Origin of the sequence: Actinacidiphila paucisporea (genome assembly GCF_900142575.1) — a bacterium.
GTDB lineage: Bacteria > Actinomycetota > Actinomycetes > Streptomycetales > Streptomycetaceae > Actinacidiphila > Actinacidiphila paucisporea.
In genome coordinates, this window is the sequence record NZ_FRBI01000011.1 from 72,808 (window position 1) to 85,547 (window position 12,740).

The window sequence follows — 12,740 nt, forward strand, 5'->3', positions numbered from 1 at the left end:
TCGCTAGACCGGACCATTCTCGCCCACCAGGGACGGCGCACCCGCTGCCACCGCCAGCGGATAGGGCGGGGGGGTTCCGCCGAATTCCGGGCAGAACGCCTGATGGTCGCACCAACCGCACAGCGGGGTGCGGCGCGGCCGCCAGTCGCCGCTCTCCGTCGCCGCCCTGATCGCCTCCCACAGCGCCAGCAGCTTGCGCTCGGTGCGCAGCAGGTCCGCCTCCGACGGGTCGTACGTCAGCACGTCCCCGCTGCCCAGATAGACCAGCTGGAGCCGCCGCGGCACCACCCCGCGCAGCCGCCAGAGCACCAGCGCGTAGAACGACATCTGGAACATCGGCTCGTCGGCATACTCCGGGCGCGGGGCCTTGCCGGTCTTGTAGTCCACCACCCGCAGGTCGCCGGTGGCCGGCGCGACGTCCAGCCGGTCGACGTAGCCGCGCAGCGTCAGCCCCGACTCCAGCACCGTCTCCACGTACAGCTCGCGCTCCGCCGGTTCGAGGCGGGTCGGGTCCTCCAGGGTGAACCAGCGGTCCACCAGGGCGCGGGCGCTGTCCAGCCAGCCGGCCAGCGCGGCCGGCTCCGCCGCGTCGAACAGCACCGACAGCTCGGGCCTGGCCGCCAGCAGTCGCTGCCACTCGCCCGGCACCAGGTCCCTGGCCCGCTCGGCGGTGCGGTCCGCCGCCGGGGCGTCGAAGAGCCGCTCCAGCACGGCGTGCACGACCGTGCCGCGGGTGGCGGCCTGGGTCGGCTGCTCGGGCAGCCGGTCGATCACCCGCAGCCGGTACAGCAGCGGGCAGCGCATGAAGTCGGCCGCGCGCGACGGTGACAGCGACGTCGGCGGTCGCGGCGGAATGCTCTCGGTGCTGGTCCCCATGGGGCACGACCCTACGGCCTGCCACCGACAAGCCGGTGCCCGCGGGGCGTAACGGCGCAATAGCATGGCAGCGAGGCCTCGATCCGCGCGATCGGTACGAGGTCGGTTCCGAACGAGGGGAAGCAGTGAGCGAGAGCGGTCGGCCGCCGTCCCGGAAGAGCGACGCCCCTGGCCAGGACGCCGACCCCGGCACGTCCGCGCGAGGGCCCGGCGGCGGGATCCTGATGGGCCGCTTCTTCGGCGTGCCCATCTACGTGGCGCCCAGCTGGTTCCTGGTCGCGGCCCTGATCACCTGGGTCTTCGGCGACCAGCTCGACACCGTGCTGCCCGACCTGGGCGGGGTCCGCTACCTGGTGTCGCTGTTCTTCGCGGTGGCCTTCTACGGCTCGGTGCTGGTGCACGAGCTGGCGCACACCGTGGCCGCGCTGCGGTTCAAGCTGCCCGTACGGCGTATCCAGCTGCAGTTCTTCGGCGGCGTCTCGGAGATCGAGAAGGAGTCCGACACACCGGGCAGGGAGTTCGTGCTGGCCTTCGTCGGGCCGCTGCTCTCGCTGATCCTGGCCGGCGCCTTCTTCGGCGGCATGCAGCTGGTCGAGTCCGGGACGGTGCCCGGCGTGCTGCTCGCCGGGCTGATGATCAGCAACCTGATCGTTGCCATCTTCAACTTCCTGCCGGGCCTGCCGCTCGACGGCGGCCGCATGCTGCGGGCCGTGGTCTGGAAGATCAGCGGCAAGGCCATGACCGGCACGGTCGCCGCGGCCTGGGTCGGCCGCGGGCTTGCCCTCGCGGTGCTCGTCGGGCTGCCGATGCTCTCCTACGCCCGCGGCGGCGACAGCGGCGGCTCCGGCCTCGACTCGCTCACCGACGCGCTGCTCGCCGCGATCCTGGCCGCGATCATCTGGACCGGTGCCGGCAACAGCCTGCGGATGGCCAGGCTCCGCGAGCGACTGCCCGACCTGCGCGCCCGCACGCTGACCCGCAGGGCCGTCCCGGTCTCCTCGGACACCCCCCTGTCCGAGGCGCTGCGCCAGGCCAACGAGGCCGGCGCCAGGGCCCTGGTCGTGGTCGACGGCCGCGGCGCCCCCACCGCGCTGGTGCGCGAGTCCGCGATCGTCACCATCCCCGAGCACCGCCGCCCCTGGGTCGCGGTCAGCGGCCTCGCCCAGGACCTCACCCCGGGCATGCGGGTCTCCGCGGAACTGGCGGGCGAAGCCCTGCTCGACACCCTGCGGGCCACCCCCTCCACCGAATACCTGGTGGTCGAGCCGACCGGTGAGATCTTCGGCGTGCTGGCCACCTCCGACGTCGAGAAGGCCTTCCTCGCCGCCATGTCGCGCCCCTCCTGACCGGCCCGCCCGGGCGCCCGGCCGGCCCCCGGGCGGCGGACTCGCCGGTCAGGGGCGGCGGAAAAGCCCGATAAGGTGATCCCCATGTCCGAACCGACCGGTGCCGCCCGCCGACGCGGGCCCTTCAAAGTCGGGGACCAGGTCCAGCTCACCGACCCCAAGGGACGCCACTACACCTTCACGCTCGAAGCCGGGAAGCAGTTCCACACCCACAAGGGTGCCTTCCCGCACGACGAGCTGATCGGTGCTCCCGAGGGCAGCGTGGTCCGTACCACGGGAAACGTCGCCTATCTCGCGCTGCGCCCGCTGCTCCCCGACTACGTCCTGTCCATGCCCCGCGGGGCCGCCGTGGTCTACCCCAAGGACGCGGGGCAGATCCTGGCGATGGCCGACATCTTCGCCGGCGCCCGCGTGGTCGAGGCCGGCGTCGGCTCCGGATCGCTGAGCAGCTTCCTGCTGCGGGCGATCGGCGACCACGGGATGCTGCACAGCTACGAGCGCCGCGCGGACTTCGCCGAGATCGCCACCCAGAACGTCGAGCGCTACTTCGGCGGCCCGCACCCCGCCTGGCAGCTCACCGTCGGCGACCTCCAGGACCACCTGTCCGACACCGACGTGGACCGCGTCATCCTGGACATGCTGGCGCCCTGGGAGTGCCTGGAGCCCGTCTCCAAGGCCCTGGTGCCCGGCGGCATCCTGTGCGCCTACGTGGCCACCACGACGCAGCTGGCACGTACCGTCGAGGCGATCAGGGAGCACGGCAGCTTCAACGAGCCGGCCGCCTGGGAGACCATGGTCCGCACCTGGCACGTCGAGGGCCTCGCCGTCCGGCCCGACCACCGGATGATCGGGCACACCGGCTTCCTGCTCACCGCCCGCCGGCTCGCCGACGGCGTGGAGCCCCCGCTGCGCCGCCGCCGGCCCGCCAAGGGCGCCTACGGCGAGGACTACACCGGTCCCGGCAGCACGAGCGGCGGCTCCGGCACCGAGCGCTAGGACACGTGGGTTTTCGGCCAACTTCGCCGCGCCGCCGCCGGTTTGTCCGTTCCGGACGAGCCGGCGGCGGTATTTTCGGGGCCTGGGCGCGGCTTGGCCGCCCCCGCCGTGGCGGCGCGGTGTGACGTGTGGCACCATGCTGGCCACCCCCGCAGAACGACCCCAGGAGACAGGCGAGTGCAGCCGTCCGCAGGCCAGGAGCTCCCGCACACCCGCGCCCGCGGTGTCCACTGGATCAGTACGGCCGCCGTCCTCGGCGCCGTGGTCGCCGCGGTGGCCCTGGTCCAGCCCGCCGACGCCTCGTCCGGCAAGCCGGCCGCCGCCGGCAAGGCCACCGCCAAGCCGGCCGCGGCCGCACCGGTCGCACCCCCCGACCCGGCCGCGGCCACCTACCCGCTGAGCTGTCCGGACGGCGCGCGGACCGACGTGGTCGCCAAGGTCTCCGGCGACCTCGACGGCGACGGCCGCCCCGAGACCGCCGTGGTGGTGCGCTGCCACACCGACACCGGCACCCCGCCCAGCGGCGTCTACGTCCTGAGCGCGCCCAGAACCGCGGGTGGCCCGCCGCGGATTGCCGTCACGCTGGTCAAGCCGCAGGACAACCGGCAGGTCACCGGCTTCCGCCTGGAGGGCAGGACCGTCCGGGCCACCGTGCTGGGCTTCTCCTCGGACAGCGTCCCGCAGTGCTGCCCGGACCTGCGCCGCGACTACTCCTGGGAGTGGCGCGACGGCCGCTACGTGGCCCTTCCGGGCCCCGCCGGCACCAGCGTCTGAGGACGGGCCGCCCCGACCCTGGTGCGCCGGTGGCCGGCGCCGGGACCGCGCCCGGCCGGGGACCACCCCGGGTTCATTCCGCGTCGGGCCCGTAGACCTCGACCCGGTCGGCCGCGCGCCGCACATGGATGCAGTCGCCGGGGCACTCCTTGGCCGAATCCACCACATCCCGCAGCAAAGCCACCGGTACGGGTACGGTGGCACCGGCGGCCTGCCGGAGCTCGTCGTCCTCACCCTTCACGTAGGCGAGGCCGTCGATGTCCAGCTCGAAGACCTCTGGCGCATATTGCACACAGATCCCGTCGCCCGTGCACAGATCCTGGTCGATCCAGACCTCGAGTGCTTCGGCCGTCTCGTTGCTCACGGAAACTCATCCCTGCCGTCGGTCGTTCGGGAAGCAACCGCCCTGTCCGGCTGTTGACCGAATCGACGATACAACCGGCGGCTTTCCGGGCGTGCTCGGTGGGTATCTCAGTGGCGGAGGGACGTACGCAAGGGTGAAGATCGGACACACCGCGATCGTCTTTGTGATCTAGGGGTTTCAACCCCCACCGGCCCAGGTAGGGTCTGGAAACGTCCAGCTCCCCTTGGAGGAGGTGAGGACCGTGGCGGCCCATGACGACGACATCAACCGTGGCGGCCGACCCGCTCGTGGTTCGGAAGACCCCATGAGCCAGGTCGCCTTTCTTGAGCAGGAGATCGCCGTCCTGCGACGCAAGCTCGCCGACTCTCCGCGGCACACGAGGATTCTCGAAGAGCGGATCGTCGAGCTGCAGACCAATCTGTCCGGCGTGTCCGGGCAGAACGAACGGCTGGCGAGCACCCTTCGCGAGGCCCGCGACCAGATCGTGGCCCTCAAGGAGGAGGTCGACCGGCTCGCGCAGCCACCGGCGGGCTTCGGCGTCTTCCTGCAGGTCAACGACGACGGCACGGCGGACATCTTCACCGGCGGGCGCAAGCTCCGGGTGAACGTCAGCCCGTCGGTCGACCTCGACGACCTCAGGCGCGGACAGGAGCTGATGCTCAACGAAGCGCTCAACGTGGTCGAGGCGATGGCATTCGAGCGGGTCGGCGACATCGTCACCCTCAAGGAGATCCTGGAGGACGGCGAGCGCGCCCTGGTGATCGGGCACACCGACGAGGAGCGGGTGGTCCGGCTCGCCGAACCGCTGCTCGACGGCGCCCTGCGCGCCGGCGACGCCCTGCTGCTCGAACCCCGGTCCGGATACGTCTACGAAAGGGTGCCCAAGAGCGAGGTCGAGGAGCTCGTCCTCGAAGAGGTACCCGACATCGACTACCGCCAGATCGGCGGCCTGGGCAACCAGATCGAGCAGATCCGCGACGCTGTGGAGCTGCCCTACCTGCACGCCGACCTGTTCAAGGAGTACGAACTGCGCCCGCCCAAGGGCGTGCTGCTCTACGGCCCGCCCGGGTGCGGCAAGACGCTCATCGCCAAGGCGGTCGCCAACTCGCTGGCCAAGAAGGTCGCCGAGGTCACCGGGCAGCCGCAGGGCAAGAGCTACTTCCTGAACATCAAGGGCCCCGAGCTGCTGAACAAGTACGTCGGCGAGACCGAGCGGCAGATCCGCCTGGTCTTCCAGCGCGCCAGGGAGAAGGCGAGCGAGGGCACCCCGGTCATCGTCTTCTTCGACGAGATGGAATCGCTCTTCCGCACCCGCGGCAGCGGCGTCAGCTCGGACGTGGAGAACACCATCGTCCCGCAGCTGCTCGCCGAGATCGACGGTGTCGAGGGCCTGGAGAACGTCATCGTGATCGGCGCCTCCAACCGAGAGGACATGATCGACCCGGCGATCCTGCGCCCCGGCCGGCTGGACGTGAAGATCAAGATCGAGCGTCCCGACGCCGAGGCGGCCAAGGACATCTTCTCGAAGTACCTGGTCGACACCCTCCCGCTGCACGGCGAGGACCTCTCCGAGCACGGCGGATCGAAGGCGGCCACCGTGGACGCCATGATCCAGTCCGTGGTCGAGCGGATGTACTCCGAGACCGAGGAGAACCGCTTCCTGGAGGTCACCTACGCCAACGGTGACAAGGAGGTCCTGTACTTCAAGGACTTCAACTCCGGCGCGATGATCCAGAACATCGTGGACCGGGCCAAGAAGATGGCGATCAAGGACTTCCTGGACCACGAACAGCGCGGCCTGCGCGTCTCCCACCTGCTCGCGGCCTGCGTGGACGAGTTCAAGGAGAACGAGGACCTGCCGAACACCACCAACCCCGACGACTGGGCCCGCATCTCCGGGAAGAAGGGCGAGCGGATCGTGTTCATCCGCACCCTGGTGACCGGAAAGCAGGGCGCCGACACGGGACGCTCCATCGACACCGTGGCGAACACCGGACAGTATCTGTAAGCACTACCCTCCGGCTGCGGGTCCCGACAGCGGGTACCCGCAGCCGGTGTGTTTTCCGGCCCGCACGGGCCGGAGCCGGGCAAGGAGGGCCGCATGACCGTACGGCGAGTAATGGGCATCGAGACGGAGTACGGGATCTCCGTCCCCGGCCACCCGAACGCCAATGCCATGCTCACCTCGTCCCAGATCGTCAACGCGTACGCGGCGGCGATGCACCGGGCGCGCCGCGCCCGCTGGGACTTCGAGGAGGAGAACCCGCTGCGGGACGCCCGTGGTTTCGATCTCGCACGGGACGCGGCGGACACCACCCAGCTCACCGACGAGGACATCGGCCTGGCCAATGTCATCCTCACCAACGGTGCCCGGCTCTACGTGGACCACGCCCACCCCGAGTACTCGTCGCCCGAGATCACCAACCCGCGCGACGCGGTGCTGTGGGACAAGGCCGGCGAGCGGATCATGGCCGAGGCCGCGGTGCGCGCCGCCCAGCTGCCCGGCGCGCAGCCGATCCACCTGTACAAGAACAACACCGACAACAAGGGCGCCTCCTACGGCACCCACGAGAACTACCTGATGAAGCGCGAGACGCCGTTCTCCGAGATCGTCAGGCACCTGACGCCGTTCTTCGTCTCCCGGCAGGTGGTGACCGGCGCGGGGCGCGTCGGCATCGGCCAGGACGGCCGCGAGCACGGCTTCCAGCTCAGCCAGCGCGCGGACTACTTCGAGGTCGAGGTCGGCCTGGAGACCACCCTCAAGCGCCCCATCATCAACACCCGCGACGAACCCCACTCCGACGCCGAGAAGTACCGCCGGCTGCACGTGATCATCGGCGACGCCAACCTCTCGGAGATCTCCACCTACCTCAAGCTCGGCACCACCGCCCTGGTGCTGTCGATGATCGAGGACGGCTTCATCAAGGTGGACCTGGCCGTGGACCAGCCGGTCCGCACCCTGCACGACGTCTCGCACGACCCCGGCCTGCAACGCCTCATCACGCTGCGCAACGGGCGCACGCTGACCGCCGTCCAGCTTCAGATGGAGTACTACGAGCTGGCCCGCAAGTACACCGAGGAGCGCTACGGCTCGGACGCCGACCCGCAGACCAAGGACGTACTGGCCCGCTGGGAGGACGTGCTCAACCGGCTGGAGAGCAACCCGATGAGCCTGTCGGGCGAACTGGACTGGGTCGCCAAGCTGGAGGTCCTGGAGGGCTACCGGCGCCGCGACAACCTGGGCTGGGACGCGGCCCGCCTCCAGCTGGTCGACCTGCAGTACGCCGACGTGCGCCCCGACAAGGGCCTCTACAACCGCCTGGTGGCCCGCGGCCGCATCCAGCGGCTGCTGGACGAGCAGGAGACCGTCAGGGCCGCCACCAAGCCCCCTGAGGACACCAGGGCGTACTTCCGCGGCCGCTGTCTCGAACAGTACGCGGACGATGTCGCCGCCGCCTCCTGGGACTCGGTCATCTTCGACCTGCCGGGCCGTGACTCCCTGCAGCGGGTGCCCACCCTGGAACCCCTGCGCGGCACCCGCAAGCACGTCAAGGAGCTCCTCGACCGCTGCCGCACGGCCGAAGACCTGGTTCGCATCCTGTCCGGCGGCTGAAACGGGCCAGAACCGGGAATCAACCGGGTAGCACTCGGACGTTGACGTATTCGAGAGCCGGGGACGGGCCCTCCTTGTAGGGTCTGATCTTGTAGGGCACGCAACCGAGCGGGGTGAGGGACATGGCAACCAAGGACACCGACGGCGGACAGCAGAAGGCGACGCGTTCCACGGACGAGGTCGAGGAGGTCCAGGAGGACGCCCAGGCCGCCGACGACCTCAAGGAACGCCACGAGAAGCTCTCGGACGACGTGGACTCCGTCCTCGACGAGATCGACGACGTGCTCGAGGAGAACGCCGAGGACTTCGTGCGCTCTTTTGTGCAGAAGGGCGGCGAGTAGCCGCTCCCGTCCCGCCCCGCGGCCGTTATCCGGGCCGTGGGGCGGATGGATTTCCGGACCGGCGGGTAGGGTCCGTACCGACCCCAAGATCGTGTGGAAGGAATCGCGTGGAAGCCAACTCTCGCAGCACCGGGCGTCTGCCGGCCGCCTTCCTGACGCCCGGCTCGTCGTCGTTCCTCGACTTCCTCGGAGCGCACTCGCCCGAGCTGCTGCCGGGCAACCGGACGCTCCCGGCGCTCAAGGGAGCGGTCGAGCTGCCCCACGGCACCACGATCGTGTCCGCGGTCTTCGACGGCGGGGTCATCCTCGCCGGCGACCGGCGCGCCACGATGGGGAACGTCATCGCGCAGCGCGACATGGAGAAGGTCTTCCCCGCCGACGAGTACTCGGCGGTCGGCATCGCGGGCACCGCCGGCCTGGCGGTCGAGATGGTCAGGCTCTTCCAGCTGGAGCTGGAGCACTACGAGAAGATCGAAGGCGCCACCCTGTCCCTGGAGGGCAAGGCCAACCGGCTGTCCACCATGATCAGGGGCAACCTCAGCATGGCCCTGCAGGGCCTGGCCGTCGTGCCGCTCTTCGCCGGCTACGACACCGACCGGGAGAAGGGCCGGATCTTCTCCTACGACGTCACCGGCGGCCGCAGCGAGGAGACGGGCTTCGCCGCCACCGGCTCGGGCTCGGTCTACGCGCGGGGCACCCTCAAGAAGATCTACCGCAAGGATCTGACCGAGCGCCAGCTGTCCACCGCGGTCATCCAGGCCCTCTACGACGCTGCCGACGAGGACTCGGCCACCGGCGGCCCCGACATCGCCCGGCGGGTCTACCCGCTCATCACCGTGATGACCGAGGACGGCTTCCGCCGGGTGCCCGACTCCGAGGTCGCCGCGCTCGCCCGCGAGGTGATCGACGGCCGCCTGGAGCGTCCCGACGGGCCGCAGGCCCAGGTGCTGTGACCCCAGGTCAGCCGATCCCCCTCCGCACTGTCCCAGCGCCGACTGCAGAAAGGCACGGTTAGCCGGTGTCCACGCCCTTTTACGTCTCACCCCAGCAGGCCATGGCGGACCGCGCCGAATACGCCCGCAAGGGCATCGCGCGTGGCCGCAGCGTCGTCGTGCTGCAGTACACCGACGGCATCGTCTTCGTCGCGGAGAACCCGTCCCGCGCGCTGCACAAGGTCAGCGAGATCTACGACCGGATCGCCTTCGCCGCGGTCGGGAAGTACAACGAGTTCGAGAACCTGCGGATCGGCGGGGTGCGCTACGCCGACCTCCGCGGATACACCTACGACCGGGACGACGTGACGGCCCGCGGCCTCGCCAACGTCTACGCCCAGACGCTGGGCACGATCTTCTCCAGCGTCGGCGAGAAGCCGTACGAGGTCGAGCTGATCGTCGCGGAGGTGGGCGCCGCCCCCGAGGACGACCAGATCTACCGGCTGCCCCACGACGGCTCCATCGTCGACGAGCACGGCGCGGTCGCGGTCGGCGGCAACTCCGACCAGATCGGCAGCTACCTCGACCAGCGCCACCGTGACGGCATGACGCTGGCCGAAGCGCTGGCACTGGCCGTGGAGTCCCTCAGCCGCGACACCAACGGCAGTGACCGCCAGCTGACGGCCGAGCAGCTGGAGGTCGCGGTCCTGGACCGCACCAGGCCGCAGGCGCGCAAGTTCAAGCGCATCCTCGGGCGCCAGCTCACCCGCCTCCTTGAGGCGGAGAGCGCCGCCACGACCACGACGGACGACCCCTCCGACGAGGAGGAGTAGCCCCCCGACCCCCCCACGCGCCCCCGAAAAACGCGTGCCCCCTGCGCAAAGGCCGGCCCCCGCCAGGGGCCAACGCCTGCGCGTAGGAGGACGCAGGGCCCAAAGGGGCGCGGGGAACTGCGCGCCCCGCCGAAGAGGCGGGGAAGAAAGCAACGCACCGCAAGGGGCAATCACCGAGGTGCGCGACCAGCCCCCACCGGGCCGCGGTCAAGCAACGCACCGCAAGGGGCAGGACCTCAACCGCGCGGCGCCGACGCAGTCGATGCGCGGGGGACGAGCGTGAGGGGGAGTTCGACCGGAGGGGCGGGGCGGCCCGCGAGGAGGGCCAGCAGGGCCGTCATGCCGTGGCGGCCGATGGACTCCGCGGGGAGCCGGACCGTCGTCAGCTCCGGGTCGAGCGCGCTGGACAGCGCGAGGTCGTCGAAGCCGGAGACGGACACGTCCTGCGGGATCCGCAGGCCCAGCGCCCGAGCGCCCTTGCAGGCGCCGGCCGCGAGGATGTCGTCGTCGCACAGCAGTGCCGTCGGCCGGGGCCCGGGCGCGGTCAGGGCGGCCACCGCCGCGTCCCTGGCCGCCGTCACGTCGAGCGCGGAGAGCCGGCGCGGGGCCGGCGGCAGTCCGGCCGCGGCCAGTTCGGCCGTGACGGCCTCCGTGCGGACCCGGAAGGTCCAGGTGTCCACGTCGGCCGCGATATGGGCGACACGCCGGTGGCCGAGGCCCAGCAGGTGCCTGGTGACCTGGCGCAGGCCGTCCGCGACGGCGAGGTTGACGGTGGGCGGGCCGCCCGGCACGTCGGGATCGCTGTCGAGCATCACCAGCGGCAGCCCGCCGTCGCCGATGGCGGCGAGCGCGTCCGCGGCCATGGACGAGGCGATGACGCCGTCGATCGCGGTCCGTGCCGAGCCGAAGGGGTCGCGGGCCGGGCCGACGCCGGCGGGTGAGGGGTAGAGCACGACGCCGAAGCCGTGCGCGTCGGCCACTTCGGCGGCGCCGGCGTAGACCCGCGCGAAGTATTCGTGGGTGAGGGCGGGGACGACGAGCAGCGCCGTCCTGGTCGCCCCGAGCCGCAGGCTGCGCGCGGCCAGGTTGGGGCGGTAGCCGAGGTCCCCGGCGGCAACCCGCACCGCCCTGGCGGTGCGCTCCGAGACCCGCCCGCGCCACTTGTCCCCGAGCACCAGCGACACCGTCGCCTGCGATACCCCGGCGGCCCGCGCCACGTCCCGCGACGTGGGCCGCGTACCGCCCGCCCCCGGACGGGGACCGGACCCCGCGTCCGTGTCGGGTTCAGGCACCCGGGGCCCCCTCTCCGCGCTGATCGCCGCTGTCGCGCGGGTGGACCGCGCAGCTGGCGCCATGGTACGTATGGGCCGGACGTTATACGTAACACCAGGCGGCGGGAAGGGGCGGGATGGCCACCGGTTACGGGGACCTGCTGCGGACACCGCATGCCGCCAGGCTGCTGGGCGGGACCCTGCTGGGCCGGCTGCCCAACGCCATGGCCGCGCTCGCCATCGTTCTCTACCTGCGCTCGGAGGGTGCCGGGTACGGGCTGGCGGGCGCGCTGTCCGCGGTCTACGGGTGCGCCGTCGCCGTGGGGCAGCCGCTGCTGGGGCGGGCGGTGGACCGGCGGGGGCAGCCGCGGGTGATGGCGGGGGCAGCGCTGCTGTCGGCGGCCGGGTTCGGGCTGCTGGCCGTCGTCGGGCCCGAGCCGCTGCCGCTGGCGACCGCGGCGGTGGTGCTCGCGGGGGTCGCCACGCCGCCGCTGGAGGGCGGGCTGCGGGCGCTGTGGCCCGACGTGCTGGGGCGCGAGGACCGGGTGCAGCGGGCGTACGCGCTGGACGCGGCCGCGCAGGAGGTGCTGTTCGCGGCCGGGCCGCTGCTGGTGACGCTGATCATCGCGGCCGCCTCCCAGGCCGCGGCGGTGGTCGTGACCGGGCTGCTCGGGGTCGCCGGGACCCTGGTGGTGGTCACCTCCGGGCCCTCGCGGCGCTGGCGGGCCGCGGAGCGCGAGGCGCACTGGCTCGGCGCGCTGCGCTCGGTGGGCCTGGCGGTGCTGCTCGGCGCCTTCTTCTTCGTCGGCGTCACGCTGGGCGCGATCTCGCTGGCCGCGGTGGTCTACGGCGACGCGCACGGCGGCGGCCCGGTGGCCGCGTACGTCCTGGCCGCCAACGGGGTGGGCGCGCTGGCCGGCGGGCTGACGTACGGGGCCAGGGGCTGGCCGGGGCAGCCGGAGCGGCGACTGCGGGTGCTGAGCGTGGCGCTCGCGCTCTGCTACCCGCCGCTGATGCTCGTGCCGGCGGTGCCCTGGATGCTGCTGCTCGCCGCGCTGTCCGGGCTCTTTCTGGCGCCCGCGCTGGCCTGCGGCTTCCTGGTGGTCGACCGGCACGCCCCGGCCGGCACGGTGACCGAGGCCTTCTCCTGGGTGGTGACCGCGGTCGGCGTCGGCGCGGCACTGGGCACCGCGGCCGCGGGAGTGGCCGCGCAACAGGGCGGGGCGGTCGCCGGATTCGGCGTGGCGGGCACCGGCGCGGTCGTCGCGACGGCCGTACTGCTCTCGACCGGCCGATTCCTGACGGCCCCAAACCTCGACACCCGGCAGGAAAAAGATCCAAACCGTGCCGTCGAACCCCGTTTCAGCTCAACGCATCAGGCGTAATGTTCAGAC

Annotated in this window: 12 protein-coding genes; 9 read left to right on the plus strand and 3 right to left on the minus strand. The window is 71.7% G+C overall.

What is annotated here, in order from left to right:
* Positions 1 to 3: 3 nt before the first annotated feature.
* Positions 4 to 876 (minus strand): RecB family exonuclease, encoded by an 873-nt coding sequence (locus tag BUE44_RS18010; RefSeq protein ID WP_073499602.1) that lies wholly within the window; start codon positions 874 to 876, stop codon positions 4 to 6.
* Positions 877 to 1,001: 125 nt separating this feature from the next.
* Between BUE44_RS18010 and BUE44_RS18015 the strand changes: the two genes are divergently transcribed.
* The 3 genes from BUE44_RS18015 to BUE44_RS18025 all read left to right on the plus strand — a co-directional run bounded on the left by BUE44_RS18015 (position 1,002) and on the right by BUE44_RS18025 (position 3,992).
* Entirely contained in the window at positions 1,002 to 2,222 is a 1,221-nt protein-coding gene (locus BUE44_RS18015) for a site-2 protease family protein (protein ID WP_073499604.1), read from the plus strand.
* Between the two features lie 84 nt (positions 2,223 to 2,306).
* On the plus strand, positions 2,307 to 3,218 hold the full coding sequence (locus BUE44_RS18020; RefSeq protein ID WP_073499606.1) for a tRNA (adenine-N1)-methyltransferase: 912 nt from the start codon (positions 2,307 to 2,309) through the stop codon (positions 3,216 to 3,218).
* A gap of 177 nt (positions 3,219 to 3,395) precedes the next feature.
* Positions 3,396 to 3,992 carry a hypothetical protein gene (locus tag BUE44_RS18025; protein ID WP_073499608.1) on the plus strand — a complete coding sequence of 199 codons (597 nt, stop codon included), beginning with the start codon at positions 3,396 to 3,398 and terminating at the stop codon, positions 3,990 to 3,992.
* 73 nt (positions 3,993 to 4,065) lie between these two features.
* Here BUE44_RS18025 and BUE44_RS18030 read toward each other — a convergent pair whose 3' ends face one another.
* Entirely contained in the window at positions 4,066 to 4,356 is a 291-nt protein-coding gene (locus tag BUE44_RS18030; protein WP_073499610.1) for a ferredoxin, read from the minus strand.
* 241 nt (positions 4,357 to 4,597) lie between these two features.
* On the opposite strand from BUE44_RS18030, the gene arc reads away from it, so the two are divergent.
* From arc to prcA, 5 genes are all read left to right on the plus strand, one after another.
* Positions 4,598 to 6,364: a proteasome ATPase gene (arc, locus tag BUE44_RS18035; RefSeq protein ID WP_073499612.1), complete on the plus strand. Its 1,767-nt coding sequence runs from the start codon at positions 4,598 to 4,600 to the stop codon at positions 6,362 to 6,364.
* 93 nt (positions 6,365 to 6,457) lie between these two features.
* Entirely contained in the window at positions 6,458 to 7,969 is a 1,512-nt protein-coding gene (gene dop, locus BUE44_RS18040) for a depupylase/deamidase Dop (protein WP_073499614.1), read from the plus strand.
* A gap of 122 nt (positions 7,970 to 8,091) precedes the next feature.
* Complete coding sequence (locus tag BUE44_RS18045) at positions 8,092 to 8,310, plus strand: ubiquitin-like protein Pup (protein WP_073499616.1); 219 nt, start codon at positions 8,092 to 8,094, stop codon at positions 8,308 to 8,310.
* 107 nt (positions 8,311 to 8,417) lie between these two features.
* Entirely contained in the window at positions 8,418 to 9,263 is an 846-nt protein-coding gene (gene prcB, locus BUE44_RS18050; protein ID WP_073499618.1) for a proteasome subunit beta, read from the plus strand.
* A gap of 65 nt (positions 9,264 to 9,328) precedes the next feature.
* A complete protein-coding gene (gene prcA / locus BUE44_RS18055) occupies positions 9,329 to 10,075 on the plus strand; it encodes a proteasome subunit alpha (protein ID WP_073499620.1) in 747 nt (248 codons plus the stop codon).
* A 236-nt stretch (positions 10,076 to 10,311) separates the two neighbouring features.
* On the opposite strand, the gene BUE44_RS18060 is transcribed toward prcA, so the two are convergent.
* Entirely contained in the window at positions 10,312 to 11,367 is a 1,056-nt protein-coding gene (locus BUE44_RS18060) for a LacI family DNA-binding transcriptional regulator (protein ID WP_073499623.1), read from the minus strand.
* Positions 11,368 to 11,483: 116 nt separating this feature from the next.
* On the opposite strand from BUE44_RS18060, the gene BUE44_RS18065 reads away from it, so the two are divergent.
* Positions 11,484 to 12,731: an MFS transporter gene (locus tag BUE44_RS18065; RefSeq protein ID WP_073499625.1), complete on the plus strand. Its 1,248-nt coding sequence runs from the start codon at positions 11,484 to 11,486 to the stop codon at positions 12,729 to 12,731.
* Positions 12,732 to 12,740 lie beyond the last annotated feature (9 nt).

What these genes read in the sequence shown, in the direction of transcription:
- dop (WP_073499614.1), top strand. Translation starts at nt 6,458, where the DNA reads ATGACCGTACGGCGAGTAATGGGCATCGAGACGGAGTACGGGATCTCC.
- BUE44_RS18065 (WP_073499625.1), top strand. Translation starts at nt 11,484, where the DNA reads ATGGCCACCGGTTACGGGGACCTGCTGCGGACACCGCATGCCGCCAGG.
- BUE44_RS18010 (WP_073499602.1), bottom strand. Translation starts at nt 876, where the DNA reads ATGGGGACCAGCACCGAGAGCATTCCGCCGCGACCGCCGACGTCGCTG.
- BUE44_RS18020 (WP_073499606.1), top strand. Translation starts at nt 2,307, where the DNA reads ATGTCCGAACCGACCGGTGCCGCCCGCCGACGCGGGCCCTTCAAAGTC.
- BUE44_RS18045 (WP_073499616.1), top strand. Translation starts at nt 8,092, where the DNA reads ATGGCAACCAAGGACACCGACGGCGGACAGCAGAAGGCGACGCGTTCC.